Here is a 24,031-nt window from a genome sequence, read left to right on the forward strand (position 1 = left end):
GTTACCCGTCCGTCGGCGTGCCCCCGACGAGCCGCGGCCCATCCGGTGCGAGGACCACCTCCCACCCCGGTCCGAAGATCAGCTGCCGACACACGCCGGCGTCGGCCTCGACGCAGCGTTCGAGAGGGCGGAGGTCGGGCCGGAACGGATACGGCTCAGGGGCGAAATCGCGCACCACGCCGAGCGCACCGCAGAGCAGTAGACCGGCCGCGACGACCCGCACAGCGGTGAGCGCTCTCGACGCGATGGTCACCCACATCAGGATCACCACGATGGCCATGGGGGTGGTGATGTGTCGTTGCAGCGCTTCCCCGGAGGCCAGGACGATCGGCCCGTAGGCGTTCACCGCCGATGCCAGCAGAACGACGAAGAGCAGCCACAGCGGGACAGCGATTCGTCCCACGGCCCAGCACGTCAGAACGACGGCCGCGGTCAGCCACAGTGCCGCGGCCACGGCCGTCGGCGATCCCAGCGCGCCGACGAAGCCCGCCCGGTGTCCCACGAGGTAGCCGCCGCCCACCCGCTCGACCGCGCTGCGAACGAGGATCGTCACGGTTCCGCCACCGGGGGTCGAGCGATCCGAGGAGAGATAGACCGACAGCTGGACCGCGGCCGTGGCCACGGCGACGATCGTCACCGCCAGCGAATGACGCGTTCTGCCGAGACGCAGCCAGCGCCACACGAAGAACGGGACGAAGAGCACGATCAGCGGACCGGACAGCCCGATGAGCCCGATCGCGACGATCTCGATCCAGCGACCCGGTCGAGTCCGCGGATCGACGCTGATGACGACCAACGTCAGGGCCGTCGCCGCCGCGAAGATCAGGTTGGCGATGTTTCCGTACACCTCCCACAAAGCGGGGAGCAGGCAGAGGGACACGAACAGGCCGCTGCGGTACAGCGCCGAGGGAAGCACCGGGTCGAGGCGACGGGACAGCGCCGGAGCCAGGAACGCCAGGTGGATCACCACCGTCGCGACGAGGTAGACCAGCGGAACAGCCGTGATCGGTACCCACACCGTCGCCGCCGCGACGAGGCGAGGAACGAGGTGCAGATACCCGGCATAGGGCTCGAGCAGTGCGGCGAGTCCCTCGTTGTACGCGCCGGCCAGGAAGATCTCGCCGTCCTCGGCGAACAGGGCCGGGTCGCGGAAACGCGGCAGGGCGCGAGCGGCGAACAGCGCGACACCGACGGCGACGAGCGCGGCGGCGAGGACGCGGCGTGTACCGCGGTCGGTCACTCTGTCCATGGGGGTCGCTGTCATGGGCACCACGAGACCATACGTTATGTTCTCGCGCGGGGGCTCCCGGGGCCGTGGGGCTAGGCTCGCACGCGTGTCGGACCAGCCTCATGCACCGCTTCCCGTCGAACTCCCGCTGACGGAGAACACGGCCGACGCCGCCCCGGATCTGCGCACGCAGATCGTGCGGTTCCTCGTCACCGGCGTGCTCTCGGCGATCGTCGACTTCTCCATCACCATCGCCCTGCAGTACGGGCTGGACGTGCAGTTGTCGCTGGCCAAGGCCGTCGGCTTCGTCGTCGGGACGACCGTCGCGTACCTGATCAACCGGCGGTGGACGTTCGCCGCCGCGCCGAGCCGAAAGCGGTTCGTCGCCGTCGTGCTGCTCTACCTGGCGACGTTCGGCGTGCAGAACGTGCTCTACACCCTGTTCGGCCACCTCTGGCCGGAGACGGTGGTCTACAGCGCCGCGGCCTTCGTCATCGCGCAGGGCACGGCGACGGTCATCAACTTCGTCGTGCAGCGGACGGTCATCTTCCGCGTGTCCTGACGCCGACGGTGTCGTGACGCCGAGCCGACTCGTCCGCTCAGCGGTTCCAGTCGGCGAAGGCGGGGGCGGCGGCGTCCTTGTCGGAGAGTTGGTAGGTCAGGGCGGTGCCGTCGCGGCCGCGGGTGGGCCAGTCGATGGCGAGGTCGGGGTCGAGTGGGTGGATGTCGCGGTCGAGGTGGGGGCTGTATTCGAGGCTGCACAGGTACATCACCGTCGAGCGGTCCTCGAGGGAGAGGATGGCGTGGCCGAGGCCGGCGGGCAGGTACACCGCGCGGCGGTCGACGTCGTCGATGAGTACCGAGTCCCAGGTGCCGTAGGTGGGCGATTGCGGGCGGAGGTCGACCACGACGTCGAGGAACGCGCCGGTGACGGCGGTGACGTACTTCGCCTGCCCGGGCGGGGCGATCGTGGTGTGGATGCCGCGCAGCACGCCGGCGGCGGAGACGGAGCAGTTGGCCTGCACCAGGTCCACGGGGTGTCCGACGGCCTCGGTGAACGCGGACGATTTGTACCACTCGAAGAACACGCCGCGGTCGTCGCCGAACTGGCGGGGGGTGATCTCGAACGCTCCCGGTACCGACAGTTCTCGGATGTTCATCGGTGGCCTCTCTCGAGCAGGGCGAGCAGGTAGGACCCGTAACCGGATTTGATAAGGCCCTCCGCGCGGGTGCGCAGGTCGTCGTCGGTGAGGAATCCGCGTCGCCACGCGACTTCCTCGGGGGCGCCGATCTTCAGGCCCTGGCGGTGTTCGATGGTGCGCACGTAGTTCGACGCCTCGAGCAGCGATTCGAAAGTGCCGGTGTCGAGCCAGGCGGTGCCGCGGGGCAGCACCTCGACCTGCAGGCGACCCGCCTCGAGGTAGTGCCGGTTGACGTCGGTGATCTCGTACTCCCCGCGCGGCGACGGGGTCAGGCCGCGGGCGATCTCGACGACGTCGTTGTCGTAGAAGTACAGCCCCGGCACCGCGAAGGTCGACTTCGGCACGGCGGGCTTCTCCTCGAGGGAGATCGCGCGGCCGTGCTCGTCGAATTCGATGACGCCGTAGGCGGAGGGGTCGGCGACCTCGTAGGCGAACACCGCACCGCCGTCGAGGCCCTCGAAGCGGGTGAGCTGGGAGCCCAGGCCGGGGCCGTAGAAGATGTTGTCGCCGAGCACCAGGGCGACGGCGTCTTCGCCGATGTGGTCGGCGCCGAGGACGAACGCCTGGGCGAGACCGTTGGGTTCGTGTTGGACGGTGTAGGTCAGGGAGATGCCGAACCGGGAGCCGTCGCCGAGGAGGCGGGCGAACTGGTCGGCGTCCTGCGGGGTGGTGATGATGAGGATGTCGCGAATCCCGGCGAGCATCAGCGTCGTCAGCGGGTAGTAGATCATCGGCTTGTCGTAGACCGGCACCAACTGCTTGCTGATCCCCTGCGTGATGGGATGCAACCGCGACCCGGTTCCCCCGGCCAGAATGATTCCTCGCACCGGGGGAGTCTCCCAGACTGCAGAAGCGACCGCACGCCACGTACTGTTTCGCGCATGAGGATGCTCGTCACCGGCGGGGCCGGATTCATCGGCGCGAACTTCGTCCACCGCACCCTGGCGACCCGCCCGGACGCCCGGATCACCGTCCTCGACGCCCTCACCTACGCCGGCACCCGCGCCTCCCTGGCCCCGGTCGCCGACCGCATCACGTTCGTCCACGGCGACATCTGCGACGCCGACCTCGTGAACCGCCTCGTCGCCGAGACCGACCTCGTCGTCCACTTCGCCGCCGAGTCGCACAACGACAACTCCCTCGCCGACCCCTGGCCGTTCGTGCGCACCAACGTCGTCGGCACCACCACCCTGCTCCAGGCCGTCCGCACCCATGACGTGCGCTACCACCACATCTCCACCGACGAGGTCTACGGCGACCTCGAACTCGACGACCCGGCCCGGTTCACCGAGACCACCCCGTACAACCCGTCGAGCCCCTACTCCTCCACCAAGGCCTCCTCGGACCTGCTCGTGCGCGCGTGGGCACGCTCCTTCGGCATCCGCGCCACCATCTCCAACTGCTCCAACAACTACGGCCCCTACCAGCACGTCGAGAAGTTCATCCCCCGCCAGATCACCAACGTCCTCACCGGCGTGCGCCCCCGCCTCTACGGCACCGGCGCCAACGTCCGCGACTGGATCCACGTCGACGACCACAACGACGCCGTCTGGACCATCGTCGAGCGCGGCGAACTCGGCCAGACCTACCTCATCGGCGCCGACGGCGAAGCGAACAACCGCACCGTCGTCGAAACCATCCTCGAACTCTGCGGCAAGGACCCGAACGACTTCGACTTCGTCACCGACCGCCCCGGCCACGACCTGCGCTACGCCATCGACTCCACCCGCCTGCGCACCGAACTCGGCTGGACCCCCACCTACTCCGACTTCCGCGCCGGCCTCACCGCCACCATCGACTGGTACCGCACCAACGAGAACTGGTGGCGACCGCAGAAGGACGCCACCGAAGCCGTCTACGCCGGCACCGAGCGGGTGACCGGGGCCGGTTCACGACACTGATCGAGTCGCCGACCGTGACGAGCGGTATGGGTAGACTTCACGGCCGGCGCCCGTCCGGGTGCGCGGAGGCGACGATGGGGGAGTAGTGCTGCTCAGCGTCGTCGTTCCGTGTCACAACGAGGAGAGCGTTCTCGATGCCCTCGTCGATGCGGTCCTCGCGGTCGAGGCGGATCTGCCCGAGACCGTGGACGGTGACTCTCCGCGTCTCGAGGTGGTTCTGGTCGACGACGGAAGTCGCGACGCCACCAAGTCGATCATGCGAGCCCGCCACGAGCGTGACGAGCGCGTGCGGTACGTCTCCTTCAGCCGGAACTTCGGCAAGGAATCCGCGATGTTGGCCGGACTGAGTTACGCGCGGGGCGATGCCGTGGTCATCATGGACGCCGATCTGCAGCACCCGCCGCACCTCATCGCCGACATGGTCCGACTGCACCGCGAGGGGTACGACCAGGTGGTCGCCCGGCGGACGCGTGACGGAGATTCGCGTGGCCGAACCGCGATGTCGCGGATGTACTACCGGTTGGTCAATCGTGTGGTCGACGTGTCCATCGAGGACGGCGCGGGCGATTTCCGCCTGCTGAGTCGGCGGGCCGTGGACGCGCTCCTGCAGATGGGCGAATACAACAGGTTCTCCAAGGGCCTCTTCTCGTGGATCGGCTTCCCGGCCGTCACCGTGGACTACCGCAACGAGCCTCGCCAGGGTGGCGGTGAGAGCAAATGGACGCTCCGGCGCCTGCTCAACTACGGGCTCGACGGCGTGATGTCGTTCAACAATGCGCCGCTGCGGCTGGCGATCTATCTCGGCGCCGCAGCGATGGTCGTGGGCTTCGCCTATGTGGTGTTCCTCATCTGCGCGGCGGTCGTCGCCGGGGTCACGGTGCCCGGGTACGTCACCTTGGTGGCGGCCATCATCGGATTCGGTGGTCTGCAGCTGCTCTTCCTCGGCGTCATCGGGGAGTACGTGGGGCGCATCTACTACGAGGTCAAGCAACGCCCGCACTACCTGGTCGCGGAGACCGAGCCCGGCATCCCGACGGGTGGCCACATCGATCCCCGCATCGAGCAGTCCTCCGGAATGCCGAGCGGACGCTTTCGGCCGTCCCATGCGGTCCCGGCGTTCGACTCCGGCCCGAACGGACCCACCCGGCGCGAGTCCCGCCGCGGCGGGGACGCCTGACGACCGACGTATGCCCACGCACATCCTTCGCTTCGCGCTCGTCGGTGTTCTGAACACCGGCGTCTACTACGGTCTCTACCTCGCCTTCCGCCTGGTCGTTCCGTACTGGGCCGCGCATCTGCTCGCCATCGCGTCGGCGATGGTGTTCTCCTTCTTTCTCAACTGTCTGTACACCTTTCGCACTCGACCGACCTGGCGGAAATTCGCCCTGTGGCCGCTCACCAATGCGACCAACTACGTGATGACGACGGTCGGAGTGATCGTCCTCGTCAGTGGTCTCGGAATGGACGAGCGCGTCGCGCCGCTGGTCGCGGCGGCAGCTGCCATTCCCGTGACCTTCCTGCTGTCCCGGCGCCTGTTGATCGGTCGGAGCGCGCCTGCGCCGGCGGACCCGACCGGGGCGGGTGACCCGTGACCGCATCGGCCGACACCACGGAGGCGATCGAGGCGACGGGCGACGCCGCCGTCGGCAACCCGCGTCCCGGACGTCGATGGGACGTTCTGCTCGGAATTCTGGCCGCCGTCACCGTCGTCGGCCTGGTGGCTCTGGCGCAGTGGCGCGGCACTCGGTTCTTCTACGTCGGAGACATGTACGAGCAGTTCGCGCCACTCTGGCACGTCCTGGGGTCGCAGCTGCGTAGCGGGCAGTGGGTTGCGATGGACCCGGCTGCGTGGATGGGCGGCAATTACGCAGCCGAAGCGCTCGACGGCATCTGGAACCCGGTCAACCTGGCCAACTTCGTCCTGGTGTCCTATTTCGACAATCTCTCGCTCGCGGCGTTCGTGGTCGCCGCCGAGATGCTCGCGATCCTGTCGATCGGGGTCTACCTGCTCGCACGGACCTACGGCGCTCACCGGGGGCCGTCGTTCCTGGTCGCCGTCGCGATACCGGTGTCCGGACTGACGCTCTGGTACGAGGCCGCCGGGTGGCCGGCCGGACTCGCCGCGTTCACCTGGTTCGTGCATTTCTGGTGGTCGGCGAGACGCTTCGCCCTCGGTCGCGCCCCGATGATCGTCCCCTTCGCGTTCGGCTTCCTCGCCATGACCGCCGGTAACCCGTACGCCCCGCTGGGTCTGGTGGTCGTCCTGGCCGCGCTGGGCATCGAGCTGATCCTGCGTCGCGACGGCCGTCGCCTCGTCCTGCTCACCGTGATGGGTGCCTGCGTCGGCGCCATCGCTCCGATGGTGTTCCTGCCCCTGCTCGGGGCGAGCGAGGTGACCACCCGGCAGAGCCTGGCGGCGATCGCGAACGACACGTTCCTCGTGCCGGATCTCGGTGACCTGGCGGCGGGTAGCTCGCCCACGTATCTCCCGTCGATCTCGAACTGGAAGGGGCCGCTCGACAGCGTGCCCTCGACGTACCTGGCCTGGTTCGTTCTGCCGCTGTTGCCCTGGTTGCGCTGGAGTGGTCGGCGTCGGATCCCGGGCGGAGTCGGGCTGCTCGTCGTGGGTTCCTTCTATCTGATCGCGACCCTCGCACCCTCGAATCTCTGGCTGTTCAGGTGGCCGTTCCGTCTGGTCGAGTATCTCTACGTGGTCGTGGCGGTCGTCTTCGCCGTGCTGCTGAGCCGGGGGCTCGCTCCGATGACGAGACGGCGGGTGGGAGCGACCGTGGCGATCGTGGCGTTCGGCGCCTACTCCGCCTGGGCCGTCCGTCCCGATCTGTGGCTCGAGCATCTGGTCGGCCTGCTCGTGGTGGGGGCCGGAGTGGCGGCCGCGGTCACCGTAGGCCGACGAGCGGGCGTCGCGGCGCTGGCCGTGGTCGCCGTCGTCGGCACCGCTGCGGTGTCGATGGTGCAGTTCTCGGCCTTTCCCTCGGTCGCGCAACCGATAGCGGTCGACGACGAACCTCGGCCGGACCCGCTGCCGGACGGGGGATCGCCGGTCTTTTCGGTCGCCGACATGCGGCGCGGCGCCGCCGAGTACCGAGGGGTGGTGCTGCAGTTGGCCGACCGCCTCTCCGTGACGACGGAGGACTCGCGAGAAGGACGACTCCTCTTCGGGAATCTGGCGAGAGTGGCGGACCCCGGTGCCGTGACCAGTTACACCGGAATGGGATTCGACTCGTTCGCCGACGAGCTCTGCATGGATTACCGGGGCGCCGTCTGTTCGGGCGCGGTGGAGCGCATCTTCGCACCGGCGTCCGCTGCGGTCGACGCTCCTCTCGTCGACGTGATGGGAGTGTCCACCCTCGTCGTTCAGCGCACGTTGGCGCCCGTGGAGACGGCGGGACCGCCGCCGCCCGGGTGGCGACTGGCGGCAGCCGACCCCGCGCGCGTGGTATGGGTGCGAGACAGCCCGATGGCGGCGTCGGCGGGTCCGGTCACGTGGGCGTCCGCGGGCATCGACACCGAGACCCGGTCGAGCACTCCGACATCGGAGACGGTCGTCGTCACCGCCGACCGCGCGGGAACAGTGCTGTTCTCCCGACTGGCCTGGCCCGGGTACTCCGCCACCGTCGACGGTCGGCCCGTGGAGGTGGCGGAGGGACCGGCCGGCCTGCTCTCGGTCGACGTTCCGGCCGGTGGTGGGCAGCTCGACGTCGTCTACTCGTCCCCGGGACTGGCACCCGGCCGCGCGGTCGCCGTTGCCGCGGCCGTGGTCGCGGTCCTGGCATCGGCGGCGATCTCGGTGCTGGATCGCCGCCGCCGTCGCCGCTCCGTCGTGAATGCGGGCCCCGCACGCGCGGATTGATAGCCTGACGACGGTCGAAGAACGATTGTCCGCTTTTCACGGGACAATGCCGAGAGAACGCGACGCGGAGGGTATTTCTCATCATGAACAGCGACGCTGTCGTGCCGACGACATCCGGGACGACGGTGGCCCAGCGGGTCCTGTTCGACGGTCCTTCTCCGCTGGTCAGTGCGGATATGTACGCCGAGATCGCCAAGGGGTCCGCCGAGCGTTCCCGCGCGGCGGTCGCCATGGCCAAGCGCAGCGTGGTCTCCACCAACAGCTATTTCGGCCGCTTTCCGGCGAGTTATTGGCAGCGGTGGACCACCGTCACCGAGGTGACGTTCGATGCACGGGTCGACGGTCGGGCGCGACTCGACGTGGTGGCCACCGATTACCTGGGTCGCGAGCGCATCATGGCCAGTCGCGCAATCACCGACGCCGACGACCGCGTGAGCCTCACCGTGCCGACGACGCAGTTCCTCGACGGCGGCGCGCTGTTCGTGCGCATCATGACGTCGGCCGACGAGTTCGTTCTGGACGATGCGACGTGGCGGGTCGAGGCACCGGAACGGATGCGCCCCACCTCGGTGGTGGTGTGCACGTTCAACCGGGCGGACGACTGCGCTGCCACCGTGGCCGCACTGGCGGACGATCCCCTCGCCCTGCGGGACGTCGACCACGTCTACGTCGTCGACCAAGGTACCGACCGGGTCGAGACGCGGGCGGAATTCCAGCGTGTGGCAGGAGATCTGGGAGACAAGCTGGTGTACATCACCCAGCCGAACCTGGGCGGTGCGGGCGGGTTCACCCGCGGCCTGTACGAGGTGCAGGGCAAGGGCGGCGATCCGGCCAACGTGGTGTTCATGGACGACGACGTGTTGTGCGAGCCGGAAGCCTTCGTGCGGATGAACGCCTTCGCCAACAAGACGGTGGAGCCGGCCATCGTGGGTGCGCAGATGCTCTACCTGCTGCACCCGGATCGCGTGCACGTCGGGGCCGAGGTGGCGAACCTCCAGCGGCTCGAGGCCGGACTGCACGTCAAGGACGCGTTCGCCGACCGCAGCGTCTTGAAGAAGAAGCAGCAGGAAGTCCGCGTGGACGCGGGCTACAACGGCTGGTGGTCCTGCCTGATCCCGTCCGAGATCGTGGCGGAGGTCGGCTACCCGCTTCCCCTGTTCTTCCAATGGGACGACATCGAGTACGGCTACCGTTCGCGCGCACACGGATTCGCGACGGTCACGCTGCCCGGGGCGGCGGTCTGGCATGCCGATTTCGCCTGGAAGGACTGGGACGAGTGGCACCGCTACTTCAACCTCCGGAACGGCATGATCACGGCCGCACTGCACACCGAACTCGACGGCGTCGCGTTGGCCAAGCAGTTGCGGCGAGATCTGTTGCGGTACCTCGTGTCGATGCAGTACGGCATGGCGTACACCCTCATCAAGTCCGTCGAGGACTTCCTCGGCGGCCCGGCGCTGCTGGCGGACGGCGGCATGGAGGCCGCCGCCGCGATCCGTCGGGAACGCGCCCGCTACGGAGAGACCAAGCGTCACAACGCCAACGATGTTCCGGGGGTCCGTCCCGCGGACATGGTCATCACGCCGGCCGGACCGAATCCCAAGCCCAGCATGGAATGGGCGGTGCTGGCCAAGCGCATCGTGCAGCAGTTCCACGGCAGGGTTCATCCCGGCCCCGTCGCCATCTCGGCCGACGACGCCCACTGGTGGCACGTCTCGCTCTTCGCTCACGCCGTCGTCACCGACCGGTCGCAGGAGGGTGTCCGCGTACGGGTACGCGACCGTCAGCGGGCGCTGGAGCTGCTGAAGCGCGGTCGCCGGGTACTGGACCGACTGCGCAAGGAGACGCCGGCGGTGGCGCAGACCTATCGCGCCGCGCGATCGGACCTGACGACGCGCGAGAACTGGGCCCGCCTCTACGGACTCGACACCCCTGCCCACGCCGAGATGCGCTGACCGACCGCGTCAGCGCAGCCGGACGGCCACCTGCTCGTTGTTCGAGGTGTAGGCGAGGTACTCGAACTTCACGCCCGTCCGCTCGACGAACTCGGTCCACGCCCGGTACTCGTGCGCCTGCCAGCCGGGGAAGTTGAAGAACTCGTCGAACACGATCACCGTGCCTGCCCGGAGACGGGATTCGAGGCGGCGCAGGACGAAGTCGGCCGAGGAGTAGAGGTCGGCGTCGATGTGGACGAACGCCACGGGCCCGCGGTTCTTCGACAGGAACGGGCCGAGCGTCTCCTGGAACAGGCCCCGGACCAGGTGCGCTCCGGGAACCTCGGGCAGGGTGTCCTGTGCGAAGGTGCCGGCCTCGAAGCCGGTTCGCCACGTCTCCGGGAGGCCCTCGAACGTGTCGAAGCCCGCCACGACGCCCACGTTGGCGTTGGCGGCCCACTGCTCGGCGACGACGTTGAGCGTCGTGCCCGTGGCGACCCCGAACTCCAGTGCCATGCCGTCGATCGACACGGCGTCGACGGCGTGCCGCAGGATGGCGGTGGGGTGGGTGAACGACGGGACCGTCGGGAGGTGCTGCTCGACGAAGTCGGCGCTCGACGCGGCCGCTTCGACGTCGGAGGCGAACGGCAGATCGCGTCGCATCCGGAACTCGAGGGAGGACACCGACTCCTGGAGTTCGGCGATCGTGCGGGCCTGGCCCACCAGCAGATCCAGCAGCTCGCGGTGCCGACGTTCGGCGTCCTCGGTGGTCTCCGCGACCACCTCGTGCACGGCCCGGACCACCTTCGCGCGTGCCGACGACCGGATGCGCCGACCCCACCTCATCGCGGCCACCGCAGTCGTGTCATGGACACATACCGTAGTTCACGGCCCCGTCGCCGACGCGTCCGGTTCGTCGGGTCAGGGGCGGCGGAATCGCTCGTTCCGACCGAGGGCCCGCAGACGCCGCCACTCGCGGAGTCCCGCGACGTCGCGGGTGGTGACCAGGAAGTACCACCCGAACCGAATCCATTCCTGCGGCAACAGCTTCCGCATTCCCGGCTGCGCGAGCACGTACCCACGGTTGCGGTAGGTGTAGTACCGCTTGACGTCGTTGTCGGGGTACTGCGTGTGCATCCGACCGCCCAGGATCGGCTTGAACTCGTCGCTGCCGTTGGGATGCAGGTACGCCGTCTGCAGGCACGTCCCGAACCGCAGTCCGGAGCGGGTGAGGCGACGGTGCACCTCGACCTCGTCGCCACGCACGAACAGGCGCAGATCGGGCACGCCGACGGCCTCGACGGCCGCCGCCGTGAACAGCGCCCCGTTGAACAGAGACGCGTAGGACGGGAGGAACTCCTCGGTTCCCAACTCCGACCGCCACCGTCGCCACGCCGTGCCGCGGCGCAGCGGGAAGGCCAGCCGGTCCGGCTCGTCGATGTCGCAGACCACCGGCGAGACCTCGTCGAGCGCGTGGGTCTCGGCGCAGCGCAGCAGCGTCGCGAGCACGTCGGGACCCTCCGGCCGACCGTCGTCGTCGGCCAACCAGACGCGGTCCGCACCGAGGGACAGGGCGTAGAGGATGCCGAGGGCGAAGCCGCCGGCGCCGCCGAGGTTGTGCTTGCTGCCGAGGTACGTCGTCGCGAGGGGTTGAGATTCCACCAACGTCCGGACGTCGTCCTCGCACGCGTTGTCGACGACGATCAGGTGGTCCAACGGCCGCGTCTGCGACGCCAGGACGGCGAGGGACTCCGCCAGCAACGCTCGACGACGGTGGGTGACGACGACGCCGACGATCGTCTCAGGCACCGCGCTCCCCGTCGCTCGCGGTGCCGTCACGCTCCCCGTCGCTCACGGCCAACTCGCGGAGGATGTGCGCGACGTGGTCACCGGCGTCGTCGCCCTCGTAGGCACGCACGACGTCCTCGATCCCGCCCTGCTGCCGCACCTGGCCGTGGTCGATCCACATCGCGGTGTCGCAGAGCTGGGCGAGGAACTCGTTGGAGTGCGAGGCGAAGACGAGGATGCCGGAGCGCTTCACCAGCTCCTGCAGGCGCGTGCGGGCCTTCTTCATGAACTCGGCGTCGACGGCGCCGATACCCTCGTCGAGCAGCAGGATCTCGGGGTCGATGCTGGTCACCACCCCCATCGCGATGCGTACGCGCATGCCGGTGGAGTAGGTGCGCAGCGGCATGTCGAGGTAGTCGCCGAGCTCGGTGAACTCGGCGATCTCGTCGATCTTGGACGCCATCTGCTTGCGGGTCTGCCCCAGGAACAGGCCGCGGATGACGATGTTCTCGTAGCCCGAGATCTCGGGGTCCATCCCGACGCCGAGGTCGAAGACCGGGGCCACGCGGCCGCGGACGACGGCGCTGCCGCGCGTGGGCTCGTAGATCCCGGCCAGCAGTCGCAGGAGCGTCGACTTGCCCGCGCCGTTGTGGCCGACCAGGCCCACGCGGTCGCCCTCGCGGAGAGAGAGGGTGATGTCGCGCAGCGCCTCGACGACGACGACGTCGCTGGCGTTGCGGCCGATCGTTCCGCCGGCCTTGCCCAGGAACGCCTTCTTCAGCGAGCGGGTCTTGGCGTCGAAGATGGGGAAGTCGACGCACGCGGAATGCGTGTCGATGCTGACGGTCATGGTCGCGGTCTCCGATCAGACCCAGTAGGGCACGCGGGCGCGGAAGGTGCGCATGGCGACCATGGTGAGGGCGATGCCGGCCGCGGTGCAGCCCAGCACGATGTACCAGTGGTACGCCTGTTGGTCCTCGCCGATCAACGGCGCGCGCAGGATGTCGAGGTAGTGGAAGAGGGGGTTGATCTCGACCAGGCGGGCGCGCTGCGCGGCCTCACCGCCCATGGTCTGCAGGTTGGCGGTGGTCCAGACGATCGGCGTCATGAAGAACAGCAGCGTGACCAGACTGCCGAGGATCGGCGCGAGGTCGCGGTACCGGGTGGCGACGATGCCGAACAGCAGCGCCACCCACACCATGTTCACGACGATCAGGAAGAACGCCGGAACGGCCGTGATGATGGTCCAGTGCAGTTCCGGCCGGAACACCGCCAACATGATCAGGTAGATCAGCAGGTTGTGCGCGAGCAGCAGCACCTGCCGCCACACCAGGCGGTAGACGTGCACGCTCAGCGCCGAGGGGAGCTGTTTGATCAGTCCCTCGTTGGCGATGAAGACGTCGGCGCCCTCGAGGATCGACGCGCTGATGAGGTTCCAGATGATGAGGCCGACGGTGACGTGCGGCAGGAACGAGCGCAGGTCGATGTCGAGCAGCACCGAGTACAGCAGGCCCATGGCGACGGCCTGGACGCCCGTGGCGATGGTGATCCAGAACGGGCCGATCACGGACCGGCGGTAGCGCTGCTTGATGTCCTGCCACCCCAGGCTCAGCCACAGCTCACGCTGCGCGTAGCCGTCACGGAGGTCGCGGACCGCCCGGCGATAGGTCTGGGAGTCCGACGCGGGCTCGCCGCCGGTGTCCGAGTCGATCGCTGGTGCTACCACGACGGACGAGAGTACCCGTCAGAGATATTGACCGGTTCCCTGGTTGTGCTGGGCGGGACCGCCACCGGCGATGGCGACGCCGGGCGGCAGCGCGCCCTGCCGCATTTGCTCGAGCTGGGCGCGGGCAGCCATCTGCTGCGCGAACAGCGCCGTCTGGATGCCGTGGAACAGCCCCTCCAGCCAGCCCACCAGCTGCGCCTGAGCGATGCGCAGTTCCGCGTCCGACGGCACGGCGTCCTCCCCGAACGGAAGCGCCAACCGCTCGAGTTCCTCGCGCAGCTCGGGCGCGAGCCCCTGCTCGAGCTCGCGGATGGAGGAGGTGTGGATCTCCTTGAGGCGGGTGCGGCTGGCGTCGTCCAGCGGAGCGGCGCGCACCTCCTCGAGCAGCTGCTTGATCATGGTGCCGATGCGCATGACCTTGGCCGGCTGTTCCACCATGTCGGCCAGGGACTCCTCGGCGTCGTCGTCGCCCGAGCGGGCCGCCCCGGTGACGTTGGCCCGCGCCGCCGCGGCCGCGGCCTCGCTGGGACTCAGCGCGAGCGGCTGCCCGTCCGGGCCGATGACGACGACGTGGTCCGACCCGTCACCGTCGTGGCCGTCCGAGCCGCCGGGGGAAGCCGAACCGGGGGAAGTGGTCATGCCTCCATCTTGACCCGGGACACCGACAGGACAGAAGGCGGCCGACCCGCCTGACCCACCGAGCAGTCGGTGTCGACGCCTAGAGTGTTCGGCATGACCTACGACGTCGCCCGCGTACGAGGGCTCTTTCCCTCGCTCGGCGACGGCTGGATTCATCTCGATCCGCAGCTGGGTGCCCAGATCCCGGACCGCGTCGCGACGGCGGTGTCGACGACGTTCCGGAAATCGGCCACGTCGCACGCGTCCCGCTACCCCGCAGCGCAGCGCAGCACGCAGGTGGTGGACGAGGCCCGGCAGGCCGTCGCAGATCTGGTCGGAGGCACTCCGGAGGGGGTGGTGCTCGGTCCGGACCACTCCGTTCTCCTGGCGTGGCTCGCCGAGGCACTCAGCACTCGGCTCGGACTCGGCACCGGAATCGTGCTCTCCCGTCTGGACGACGAGGCCAACGTCGCACCGTGGCTCCGCATCGCCAACCGCTACGGCGCGCAGGTGCAGTGGGCCGAGGTCGACATCGAGACGTGCGAGTTGCCGAGTTGGCAGTTCGACGAGTTGGTGGCCGCCAACACGCGCCTGGTCGCGGTGACGGCCGCGTCGTCGTTGGTCGGCTCCGCGCCCGACGTGCGGGTGGCGGCGGACCGGGTGCACGACGTCGGTGGCCTCGTGGTGGTCGACGCCTCCGGTGCGGCGCCGTACGCGGTCCTCGACATCGAGGACCTCAAGGCCGACGTGGTGGCCGTGAACGCGGCGGCGTGGGGCGGCCCGCGGGTGGGGGCGCTGGTGTTCCGTGACCCGGGTCTGCTGGACCGGCTGCCCTCCATCGCGCTCGATCAGCAGGCCACAGGTCCCGCCCGGCTCGAGCTCGGCGGGTTGCACTACTCGCTGCTCGCCGGCGCCACGGCGTCCATCGACTGCCTGGCCTCGCTCGACGAGAGCGCCCGCGGCACGCGTCGGGAGAAGCTCGAGCTGTCCATCGGCTCGCTGCAGGACTACCACGACTCGTTGTTCGCCTACCTGCTCGAGCGGCTCGACCGTCCGCACCTGATGACCATCGGTACCGCCGCCAGCCGGGTGCCGTGCGTCAGCATCAGCGTCGACGGGGTCGAGTCGGACAAGGTCGCGGCGCGGCTGGCGGACCACCGCATCGACGTCGTCGGCGGGGTGCACGGCGGCAGCCGACTGCTCGAGGCGCTCGGTGTCGCCGATGCCGGGGGAGCGATCACGGTGGGCCTCGCCCCGTACACCACGCGGCACGAGATCGATCAGCTCGCGTCGGTGTTGGACTCGATGGCCTGAGGCGCGGTGCGATCGGCCCCGGAGTCGATCACCGCACTCGCAGGATCACCTTGCCGGCCGTGGAGTGCTCGTCGAGCAGACGGTGTGCCCGCGGTGCTTCGGCGATCGGAACCTCCTCGTGCACAACGGGAGTGACGGACCCGTCGGCGATCATCGGCCACACGCGCTCGCGCACCTGACGCACGATCTCGGCCTTGCCGCCCGGCCCCGTCACCGGGCGCGCCCGCAGTCCCGCGCAGTGCACGGTGCCGCGGCGGGCCATCAACGCGGCGAAGTCGAACTCCGCCTTCCGGCCGCCCTGCATGCCGATGGTGACCAGTCGCCCGTCCATGGCGAGGGCGGACACGTTGAGGGACAGGTACTTCGCGCCCATGTTGTCGAGGATCACGTCGGCGCCGTGGCCGTCGGTGGCCTCGCGCAGGGCGTCGACGAAGTCCTGCTCCTTGTAGTCGATGAGGATGTCGGCGCCGAAGGACCGGCACGTCTCGAGCTTCCCGGCGGAGCCGGCGGTCACCGCGACCCGCGCGCCGAGGGCCTTCGCGACCTGGATGGCGTGCGTGCCGATTCCGCTTCCGCCGCCGTGGATCAGCAGCGTGTCCCCGGCGCCGAGTCCGCCGTACATGACGACGTTCGACCACACCGTGCACGCCACCTCCGGCAGCGACGCCGCCACCGCGAGGTCGACGCCGTCGGGAACCGGCAGTACCTGCTCCGCAGGGACGACGACACGCTCCGCGTAGCCGCCGCCGGCGAGGAGAGCGCACACCTCGTCGCCCACCTGCAGTCCGGTGACGCCCTCACCGAGTGCGTCGATCACACCGGAACACTCGAGCCCGAGCACCTCGGACGCCCCCGGCGGGGGCGGGTAATTGCCCTGGCGCTGTTGCAGATCCGCCCGATTGACCCCGGCCGCGGTGACGACGACGGCCACCTCGCCCGGCCCCGGGGTCGGGTCGGCCACCTCGGACCAGACCATGACCTCGGGGTCGCCGTACTCGGTCAGCGTGATCGCGTGCATGGATCCCAGCGTAGGCCCGTCGCGAGGTCCGGGGTCAGATGCGCGTGGAGTCCGCCCAGATGTCGACGCCCGCATCGGGGGCGTGGGCGTCGATCCGGGACAGTTCGTCGTCGTCGAACTCCAGGTGCTGCAGGGCCGCGACGTTGTCCTCGAGCTGCTCGACCGACGACGCGCCCAGCAGCACCGTCGTCACCCGCGGGTCGCGCAGCGCCCAGGCGATCGCCATCTGGGCGAGGCTCTGGCCACGGGACGACGCGATGTCGTTCAACGCGTTCAGGTTCTCCCGGATCTCGTCGGTCAGCCAGTCCGGGTTCAGCGACTTGCCCTGCGCCGCACGGGAATCCTCCGGCACGCCGTCGAGGTACTTGTCGGTCAACATGCCCTGCGCCAACGGCGAGAAGGCGATGACGCCGACGCCGAGCTCGTCGACGGTCGGCAGCAGATCCGACTCGATCCACCGGTTCACCATCGAGTAGCTGGGCTGATGGATCAGCAGGGGAACGCCGGCGTCGGACAGCAACGACGCCATCTGCCGGGTGCGGGCGGCCGAGTAGGAACTGATGCCGGCGTAGCGCGCCTTGCCCTGCTGCACCGCACTGATCAGCGCGCCCGCGGTCTCCTCGACGGGCGTCTCGCGGTCGGCGCGGTGGCTGTAGAAGATGTCGACGCAGTTCAGGCCCATGCGGTCGAGGGAGCGGTCCAGCGAGGACAGCAGGTACTTGCGCGAGCCGCCGAATCCGTAGGGACCCGGCCACATGTCCCACCCGGCCTTGGTCGAGATGACCAGCTCGTCGCGGTAGGGACCGAAGTCCTCCTTCAGGATTCGGCCGAAGTTGATCTCGGCGCTGCCGGCCGGGGGACCGTAGTTGTTGGCCAGATCGAAGTGGGTGATGCCCAGGTCGAACGCCCGGCGCAGCACCGCGCGCTGGGTGGCCAGGGGCTTGTCGTCGCCGAAGTTGTGCCACAGCCCGAGGGAGATGGCGGGGAGCTTCAGGCCCGAGGCGCCGGTGCGGCGGTAGGGCATGTGGTCGTAACGGTCGGCGGCAGCGACGTAGGGATCGGGCATGCGTGCCATCCTGCCGGACGCGGCGGTCGGCGAGGTGAGAAACGCGTGCCGGGGTGCCGACGACGGGTTAGCGTGCGAGGGGTGAGTGTATTCGGCAACTTCCAGAACGAGATCTACCTTCGCGGCCTCGGCGGAACCGCGCCGGACCTCCCCACCACCGCGTCCGGCCTCGAGGCCCGAGCACGCGAGACCCTCTCCGCCGCCGCGTTCGCCTACATCGCGGGCAGCGCGTCGACCGAGCGCACGGCCGTCGGGAACGTCGGTGCCTTCGCCCGTCACCGCATCGTGCCGCGGATGTGGCGTGGGGCCAGTGCGCCCGACGCGCGCGACCTCTCCGTCGACCTGTTCGGCCTGCGACTCGACGCGCCGGTCCTGACCGCGCCGGTGGGTGTGCTCGGCATGGTGCATCCCGACGCCGAACCTGCCGTCGGGTCGGTCGCCACCGCGCTCGGCATCGGATCGGTGCTGTCGACGGCGTCGTCCACCCCCATCGAGGACGTCGCGGCCGTGTCCGGGGAGAACTGGTGGTACCAGCTGTACTGGCCCGCCGACGACGGCGTCGCCGAGTCCCTCGTTCGCCGCGCCACCGCAGCCGGTGCCAAGGCGATCGTGGTCACCGCCGACACGCCCGGAATGGGTTGGCGCCCGCGCGATCTCGACCTGGGGCACCTGCCGTTCCTGCAGGCGCAGGGCATCGCGAACTACCTGTCCGACCCGGTGTTCCGCTCCCGTCTCGCCGCCCCGCCCGAGGAGAGCGCCGAAGCGATGCAGATCGCCGTCCTCACCTGGGTGGGCATGTTCGGTAACCACACCCTCCGCCCCGCCGACGTCGCCCGCGTGAAGGAGTGGACCCACCTGCCCGTCCTGGTCAAGGGCATCCTCCATCCCGACGACGCCCGCGCCGTCGTCGACGCCGGAGCGGACGGCGTCGTCGTGTCGAATCACGGTGGGCGGCAGGTGGACAACGCCATCGCCGCCGTCGACGCCCTGGGCCCCGTCGCCGAGGCGGTGGGCGGGTCCTCCACGGTGCTGCTCGACTCCGGAATCCGTTCCGGCGCCGACATTCTCGTGGCCCTGGCGTTGGGTGCCGACGCCGTGCTCTACGGCCGTCCGTGGGTCTACGGCCTGGGCCTGGCCGGCCGCGACGGCGTCGAGCACTCCCTGCGCTGCATCCTCGCCGACCTCGACATCACCATGGGCCTCGCCGGCCTGACCTCGCTCGCCGAGGTGGACCGCGGCATCCTCGCGGCCGGGTGAGTCCGGGGGCGTCATGGGCACTAGTATTCGATCCGGAAGCGTGGCAGAGCGGCCTAATGCACTCGCCTTGAAAGCGAGAGACGTGTAACAGCGTCCGGGGGTTCAAATCCCTCCGCTTCCGCCACCGCGACGTGGCCCACCCGGGTGGCAGTCGCTCCGGGCGGCGCGGGCCGTCTCGACCCCATCTGCGCGGCTTCTGGTCACCTGCACCGGTTGCACCTGGTGAGGGTGGCGGCAACCTGAGCAGGTACCGCCCCGGACCGATGCCTGCAACCCCCACACACACCTCGACCCCCTCGCCGCGAAGGACGAGGGGGCCGAGGAGTCGAACCGTCAGCGCTTGCGCGGAGTCTTCCCCGCGGCGGCGGCGGTCTGGGCGTTCTTCGCGTTCTCGAGCCCCCGCGCCACGATGGCCGCCTGGAGGTAGCGGAGGCCGGAGGGCACGGACGGGTCGATGCCGGTGAGCTGGCCGATGCGCTTGAGGCGGTAGTCGACGGTGTTCGCATGGACGAACAGGTGCCGGGCGGTGCGCTGGCGGTTCAGCTCGTGTCCGAGGTACGAGGTGAGGGTCTCGAGGAGCTCGGGAGCGTCGTCGAGTGGCTCGAGTGCGCGCAGGAGCTGCTCACGCCCGCGGCCGGGGCGAGTGAGCTGGTACTCGAGCACCAGGTCCTCGGTGCGGTAGAGGCCGGCGGGGCGGCCCAGTTGCCGTGCGAGGGAGAGCAGTTCGTACACGTGCTCGGCGGCGGCGGGGATGTCGTCGCGGTCGGAGGACGTGACGGCTCCGGTGACGGGCACCTCGCCGGCGCGCGAGAGGCGCTCGATCAGGGCGTCGACCCATTCACGGTCGCGGGGAGCGGGCAGCAGGATGGTGCCGCCCTCGGTGCTGAGCAGCGCCAGCGGCGACTTGCCGCAGGTGGTGGCCAGCTCGGCCTGGATGCGGCGCAGCTTGCGGCGCGCGGACACGGTGCGGTCGACGACGGGATTGGCCTCGTCGGGATGCTGCGGGAAGTGCAGGGCGAGGACGAGGTAGTCGTCGGCGAGGTCGATCCCGCACTGCTGGGCGGTGGCGGTGGCGTTCTTGCCGCCGCTGAGCAGTGTCGTGACGAGCGTGTGGGTGGCGGTGTGGTGCTCGGAGGCGACGGAGCGGTACTCGTCGACGTAGGCCATGGAGACCTCGGTGGTGACGGCCTCGAGCAGGGTGACCAGGACCAGCGAGTCGGAGGTGACGTCCTCGACCTTCTGGCCGGCGGCCTGGCGACCGACCAACGTCAGGCCGTAGCGGAACCCGTCGTGGTAGGCGCGCAGGATGGCCCGCAGCGGGACCCCTTCGCGAGCCCAGCGCGCCGCGGCGTCGTGGACGTTGGCGAGGTCCTTCTCGGACGGGGTGTTGCCCGACTCGAGCATGCGCACCGCGAGTCCGAGGCACTTGACCGTCACCTCGGTCACGTCGCCGTGCAGGAGCTCACCGGGGAGCGTGCCGCAGGGCGTGTTGGCGGCGAAGTGGTCGACCAGATGACGGGCGACTCCGCGGAGGTCGCTCAGGGCCAGATTGTTGGCCTTCGTGCCGGCGATGAACCCGGCTTCCACGTTGCCCGGAAGCGGGCTCGCAACGGTCTTCGGTGTCGTCATCTGGCTCCCCCATGACTGTGTGGCTCATGCCGGTTGGGCTGGTTCTCGGTGTACGGTAACAACCCTTAACGGGGACGAGGATTGTTTTGGTGGACAGAACCAATCGTCATGTTTGGCGAGTAGGTCACCGCGCAACCATCTGGTGTGCCGGGTCACACCCCACGTGACCTGCGGTTATGGTCGTCGTCAACGACTGTTGAGTCTGCAACGACCGTTCGGGATGCCGTTTTTCGCTTGCATCTGCACAACCAGGACCGCATCAAGTTTGTGACCAGACACAGGGTGGTATCGAGACGGTAACGCACCCGGCGGGCGGTGTACACAGTCCGGCGGTCTCTTTCGAGCGCCGTACCGGGCTTCGGGTCCGTGAGAATCGGCGTTGTGACCGATTCCAGGACCTGAGCCGATGCGCTGGACAGGATTCTGGCCGTCCTTACTGCGAAGTAACCTCGTCTGCACCGAGCGACGCGGCCGTCGGCCGTACGGGCACCGATCACCCCGATCGCCCGTGTTCGCCGACCACCATCGAAGGGACCACCCATGCGACGTCTCGCGGCCCTCGCCGCGTCGTGTTTGGCGACGACGGCACTGGTCGTCGCCACGCCCACCGTCGCGTTCGCGGACCCGGCCGGTCCGGTGTCCGTCGTCGGCGAGACGGGTGCGCGGGTGGTGTCGGTGGTCATGCAGACGGACCGCCGGGCGCTGGTGTCCGTGTTCTCCCCGTCCATGGGGCGCGAGATTCCGGTGCAGGTGTTGCTCCCGGCCGACCGCTCCGCCCCGAGGCCGTCCCTGTACGTGCTCGACGGGGTGAGCGCCGGCGAGGAGACGAACTACACCGAGAGCACCTGGACCGCCAAGACCGATGCGGTCGCGTTCTTCGCGGACAAGCCGGTCAACGTCGTGCTCCCCATCAGCGGACGCGGCAGCTACTACGCGGATTGGCAGCGGCCCGATCCCGTTCTGGGCGTGAACATGTGGGAGACGTTCCTGACGCGGGAGCTGCCGCCGCTGATCGACGCCCAGTTCTCCGGCACCGGGGTGAACGCCCTGATGGGGCTGTCGATGGGTGCGCAGGGCGCGATGAACCTGATCGCCAAGCATCCCGCCCTGTACACGGGCGTGGCCGCCTTCAGTGGGTGCTACGACAACCGCAGCAACGAGACCAAGAACGCCGTCCGCACCACCGTGGGCTCGACGGGCGGGGATGCGACCAACATGTGGGGTAGCAACTCCGACCCCGCCTGGGCGGACAACGATCCGAGCTTGCGAGTGGACGCGTTGCGCGGCAAGCAGATCTACGTCTCGTCGGGCACCGGCCTGCCCGGTCCGTACGAGGCCGGCGGCTCGCCCGCCGAGGAGTTGATGGATGCGCTCCTGGTCGGCGGCCCGCTCGAGGCGGCGGCCAACCTGTGCACCACCGGGTTCGTGGACACCCTGGCTCGCGCCGGGGTGCCGGCGACGATCGTGCGCAAGCCGTGGGGCACCCACTCGTGGCGCTACTGGCAGGACGAGATGCACGGGTCCTGGCCCGTGCTCGCCCGCGCGCTCGGAATCGGGAACTAGCTCGCGCCGCACCGGGTCACGCGGTGTAGCGGTCCGCCACCGTCGCCGCGAACTCGAGGAACGCGTCGTTCTCGTGCGGGTCGCCGACGGTGATGCGCACGCCGTCGTCGCCGTACGCCCGCACCAGGATTCGCGCGTCCGTGGCCTCGGCGGAGAAGGCGCCCGACGCCTCCGCGAGGGGCAGCCAGACGAAGTTCGCGAACGAGTCGGCCACGCGATACCCGGAGCCGCGCAACGCATCACGCAGCCGGGCACGTTCGGCGATCACCAGCTCGGTTCGGGCGAGCAGCTCGTCGGAGGCGGCCAGTGACGCCACGGCGGCGCTCTGCGCGACCGAGCTCACGCTGAACGCGGTGTGCACTTTCTTCATCGCCGTGACGACGGACGGTGCGCCGACGCCGTACCCCACCCGCAGGCCGGCGAGACCGTACGCCTTGGAGAAGGTGCGCAGGACCATGACGTTGGGCCGCGTGCGGCCCACCTCGACGCCGTCGATGCGCCGGTCGGTGTACTCGAAGTACGCCTCGTCGAGCACCACCAGCACATGCTCGGGCACCGCGTCGAGGAAGCGGTCGAGGTCCGCGGGGTCCACCACGGTGCCCGTCGGGTTGTTGGGGTTGCAGACGAACATCAGGCGGGTCCGGTCGGTGACCGCGGCGGCCATGGCGCCCAGGTCGTGGACGTCGTCGTCGGTCAGCGGGACCCGCACGGCGGTGGCGCCGGCGACCAGCGTGACGATCGGGTAGGCCTCGAAGGACCGCCACCCGAAGACCACCTCGTCGCCCGGTGAGCACGTCGCCTGCACCAGTTCCTGGCACAGCGACACCGATCCGCAGCCGACGACGACGTTCGCCGCAGGCACGTCGAGAAACCCGGACAGGGCGTCGGTCAGGGCCGTCGCGGCGTTGTCGGGATAGCGATTGACGCCGGCCGCGGCCTCGGCGATGGCCTCGCGCACGCTGGGCAGCGGACCCGCCGTCGTCTCGTTGCTGGCGAGCTTGATCGCGCCCGGCACGGTGCGGCCCGGGATGTACCCGGGGATGGCGTCGAGGTCGGGGCGGGTGCGTGCGGTCACGACACTGGATTATGCGCGGCGCATGGTCGCGCCGGGTCGGGGGCGTCGGGTCACGAAAGTGCGGTCGGCCCGCAACGAAGCCTCGCCAGAAGTGCGTCGCGGTTCTACGGTGGTTCCATGACGGCATCGATCGAGGATTCGGCCCCTCTTCGACGTGCGGACGACGGCACGGAGTCGGACGAGCGGGTCCCGCTCACGGCGTTCCGGCCGGACTCCAATCCGCGGGGAGGCATCGTCGTGTTGCACGAGTCGCGGGAGTTCTCCCCGGCACTGGTGGAGTTCATGAAGGCGCTCGCGACGGACGGCTGGTTGGTGGCCGCGCCGCATCTGTTCCATCGCGCGGCGTCCGACGACGAGGTGTTCGGCGACGCGTTGTTCGAGGACTTCGACGCCACGGTGGCGTGGTTGACCGGTCAGGGCGTGTACGCCGACGCCATCGGGGTCATCGGTTTCGACGACGCGGGGACGGCGGCGGCGTTGGTGGCGACCGACCGGCCCGTCGGCGCGGCCGTGAGCGTCGCGGCGCCCGGGATCGTCGAGCCGTTGTCGGCGGACGCGAGGGCGCTGGTCGAGGCGGCGCCGTCGCTGCAGGCACCGTGGCTCGGCCTCTACGGTCAGGGCGACGAGCGCATCCCGGCCGACCACGTCGACCGGCTGCGCGATGCCGTCGCCGCGGCGCCGGTGGCCACGCTCGTCGTGAGCTACGACGGCCTGGACCATCGTCCCGACGAGGTGTCGCCGGAGTCGGGTACCACGGCCGGCGAGGACGCCGTGGTGGACGCCCAGCGCCGCATCTTCGACTGGTTCGACAGCCACCTGCGCTGACGCCCACCTGCCGTTT

At 69.5% G+C, this 24,031-nt stretch carries 22 protein-coding genes and 1 tRNA gene; 11 read left to right on the forward strand and 12 right to left on the reverse strand.

The genetic code is table 11. The annotated features are described in order from the left end of the window. Nucleotide 1: 1 nt before the first annotated feature. Nucleotides 2-1,249 carry a hypothetical protein gene (locus HQ603_RS12880; RefSeq protein WP_222684920.1) on the reverse strand — a complete coding sequence of 416 codons (1,248 nt, stop codon included), beginning with the start codon at nt 1,247-1,249 and terminating at the stop codon, nt 2-4. 85 nt (nt 1,250-1,334) lie between these two features. On the opposite strand from HQ603_RS12880, the gene HQ603_RS12885 reads away from it, so the two are divergent. Further along, nucleotides 1,335-1,790: a GtrA family protein gene (locus HQ603_RS12885; protein WP_308116065.1), complete on the forward strand. Its 456-nt coding sequence runs from the start codon at nt 1,335-1,337 to the stop codon at nt 1,788-1,790. Nucleotides 1,791-1,827: 37 nt separating this feature from the next. Here HQ603_RS12885 and HQ603_RS12890 read toward each other — a convergent pair whose 3' ends face one another. Continuing rightward, a complete protein-coding gene (locus HQ603_RS12890; RefSeq protein ID WP_222684921.1) occupies nt 1,828-2,388 on the reverse strand; it encodes a dTDP-4-dehydrorhamnose 3,5-epimerase family protein in 561 nt (186 codons plus the stop codon). Continuing rightward, on the reverse strand, nt 2,385-3,257 hold the full coding sequence (gene rfbA, locus HQ603_RS12895) for a glucose-1-phosphate thymidylyltransferase RfbA (protein ID WP_222684922.1): 873 nt from the start codon (nt 3,255-3,257) through the stop codon (nt 2,385-2,387). The genes HQ603_RS12890 and rfbA overlap by 4 nt, the downstream gene beginning before the upstream one ends. Nucleotides 3,258-3,311: 54 nt before the next feature. Between rfbA and rfbB the strand changes: the two genes are divergently transcribed. The 5 genes from rfbB to HQ603_RS12920 all read left to right on the forward strand — a co-directional run bounded on the left by rfbB (nt 3,312) and on the right by HQ603_RS12920 (nt 10,157). Beyond that, the gene (rfbB, locus tag HQ603_RS12900; RefSeq protein ID WP_222684923.1) at nt 3,312-4,331 is read left to right on the forward strand and encodes a dTDP-glucose 4,6-dehydratase; all 1,020 of its coding nucleotides are present in this window, start codon (nt 3,312-3,314) and stop codon (nt 4,329-4,331) included. An 85-nt stretch (nt 4,332-4,416) separates the two neighbouring features. Then, entirely contained in the window at nt 4,417-5,508 is a 1,092-nt protein-coding gene (locus HQ603_RS12905) for a glycosyltransferase family 2 protein (protein WP_222684924.1), read from the forward strand. A 10-nt stretch (nt 5,509-5,518) separates the two neighbouring features. Beyond that, nucleotides 5,519-5,923, forward strand: coding sequence for a GtrA family protein (locus HQ603_RS12910; RefSeq protein ID WP_222684925.1), 405 nt, complete (start codon nt 5,519-5,521; stop codon nt 5,921-5,923). Beyond that, on the forward strand, nt 5,920-8,202 hold the full coding sequence (locus HQ603_RS12915; RefSeq protein WP_222684926.1) for a YfhO family protein: 2,283 nt from the start codon (nt 5,920-5,922) through the stop codon (nt 8,200-8,202). The genes HQ603_RS12910 and HQ603_RS12915 overlap by 4 nt, the downstream gene beginning before the upstream one ends. Before the next feature lie 83 nt (nt 8,203-8,285). Beyond that, nucleotides 8,286-10,157, forward strand: a complete 1,872-nt coding sequence (locus HQ603_RS12920) for a glycosyltransferase (protein ID WP_222684927.1) — start codon at nt 8,286-8,288, stop codon at nt 10,155-10,157. A gap of 9 nt (nt 10,158-10,166) precedes the next feature. On the opposite strand, the gene HQ603_RS12925 is transcribed toward HQ603_RS12920, so the two are convergent. The 5 genes from HQ603_RS12925 to HQ603_RS12945 form a co-directional block, all read right to left on the reverse strand. Then, nucleotides 10,167-10,982: a class I SAM-dependent methyltransferase gene (locus tag HQ603_RS12925; RefSeq protein ID WP_222684928.1), complete on the reverse strand. Its 816-nt coding sequence runs from the start codon at nt 10,980-10,982 to the stop codon at nt 10,167-10,169. 75 nt (nt 10,983-11,057) lie between these two features. Beyond that, a complete protein-coding gene (gene glfT1 / locus HQ603_RS12930; protein WP_222684929.1) occupies nt 11,058-11,945 on the reverse strand; it encodes a galactofuranosyltransferase GlfT1 in 888 nt (295 codons plus the stop codon). Then, nucleotides 11,938-12,774, reverse strand: coding sequence for a galactan export ABC transporter ATP-binding subunit Wzt/RfbE (gene wzt, locus HQ603_RS12935; RefSeq protein WP_222684930.1), 837 nt, complete (start codon nt 12,772-12,774; stop codon nt 11,938-11,940). The genes glfT1 and wzt overlap by 8 nt, the downstream gene beginning before the upstream one ends. 15 nt (nt 12,775-12,789) lie before the next feature. Next, entirely contained in the window at nt 12,790-13,650 is an 861-nt protein-coding gene (gene wzm, locus HQ603_RS12940) for a galactan export ABC transporter permease subunit Wzm/RfbD (RefSeq protein WP_222684931.1), read from the reverse strand. Between the two features lie 18 nt (nt 13,651-13,668). Next, the gene (locus HQ603_RS12945) at nt 13,669-14,289 is read right to left on the reverse strand and encodes a bacterial proteasome activator family protein (protein WP_222684932.1); all 621 of its coding nucleotides are present in this window, start codon (nt 14,287-14,289) and stop codon (nt 13,669-13,671) included. Between the two features lie 93 nt (nt 14,290-14,382). Here HQ603_RS12945 and HQ603_RS12950 point away from each other — a divergent pair, with 93 nt between their 5' ends. Further along, nucleotides 14,383-15,582: a cysteine desulfurase-like protein gene (locus HQ603_RS12950; RefSeq protein ID WP_222684933.1), complete on the forward strand. Its 1,200-nt coding sequence runs from the start codon at nt 14,383-14,385 to the stop codon at nt 15,580-15,582. A gap of 28 nt (nt 15,583-15,610) precedes the next feature. Here the strand turns inward: HQ603_RS12950 and HQ603_RS12955 are convergent, their stop codons facing one another. Then, entirely contained in the window at nt 15,611-16,600 is a 990-nt protein-coding gene (locus HQ603_RS12955) for an NAD(P)H-quinone oxidoreductase (protein ID WP_222684934.1), read from the reverse strand. 34 nt (nt 16,601-16,634) lie between these two features. Continuing rightward, nucleotides 16,635-17,666 carry an L-glyceraldehyde 3-phosphate reductase gene (mgrA, locus tag HQ603_RS12960; RefSeq protein ID WP_222684935.1) on the reverse strand — a complete coding sequence of 344 codons (1,032 nt, stop codon included), beginning with the start codon at nt 17,664-17,666 and terminating at the stop codon, nt 16,635-16,637. An 81-nt stretch (nt 17,667-17,747) separates the two neighbouring features. Between mgrA and HQ603_RS12965 the strand changes: the two genes are divergently transcribed. Both HQ603_RS12965 and HQ603_RS12970 read left to right on the forward strand, forming a co-directional pair. After that, complete coding sequence (locus tag HQ603_RS12965; RefSeq protein ID WP_222684936.1) at nt 17,748-18,923, forward strand: alpha-hydroxy-acid oxidizing protein; 1,176 nt, start codon at nt 17,748-17,750, stop codon at nt 18,921-18,923. A 34-nt stretch (nt 18,924-18,957) separates the two neighbouring features. Continuing rightward, nucleotides 18,958-19,047 (forward strand) — tRNA-Ser (locus tag HQ603_RS12970). A 209-nt stretch (nt 19,048-19,256) separates the two neighbouring features. Here the strand turns inward: HQ603_RS12970 and HQ603_RS12975 are convergent. Continuing rightward, nucleotides 19,257-20,552 (reverse strand): PucR family transcriptional regulator, encoded by a 1,296-nt coding sequence (locus HQ603_RS12975; RefSeq protein WP_222684937.1) that lies wholly within the window; start codon nt 20,550-20,552, stop codon nt 19,257-19,259. A 540-nt stretch (nt 20,553-21,092) separates the two neighbouring features. Here HQ603_RS12975 and HQ603_RS12980 point away from each other — a divergent pair. Beyond that, nucleotides 21,093-22,115, forward strand: a complete 1,023-nt coding sequence (locus HQ603_RS12980) for an alpha/beta hydrolase (RefSeq protein ID WP_222684938.1) — start codon at nt 21,093-21,095, stop codon at nt 22,113-22,115. A gap of 16 nt (nt 22,116-22,131) precedes the next feature. Here the strand turns inward: HQ603_RS12980 and hisC are convergent, their stop codons facing one another. Then, nucleotides 22,132-23,190: a histidinol-phosphate transaminase gene (hisC, locus tag HQ603_RS12985; protein ID WP_222684939.1), complete on the reverse strand. Its 1,059-nt coding sequence runs from the start codon at nt 23,188-23,190 to the stop codon at nt 22,132-22,134. Nucleotides 23,191-23,307: 117 nt separating this feature from the next. Here hisC and HQ603_RS12990 point away from each other — a divergent pair, with 117 nt between their 5' ends. Further along, a complete protein-coding gene (locus HQ603_RS12990; RefSeq protein ID WP_222684940.1) occupies nt 23,308-24,015 on the forward strand; it encodes a dienelactone hydrolase family protein in 708 nt (235 codons plus the stop codon). The last annotated feature ends 16 nt before the right edge of the window (nt 24,016-24,031 follow it).

The organism is Rhodococcoides corynebacterioides, assembly GCF_019834675.1.
Taxonomy (GTDB): Bacteria; Actinomycetota; Actinomycetes; order Mycobacteriales; family Mycobacteriaceae; genus Rhodococcoides; species Rhodococcoides corynebacterioides_A.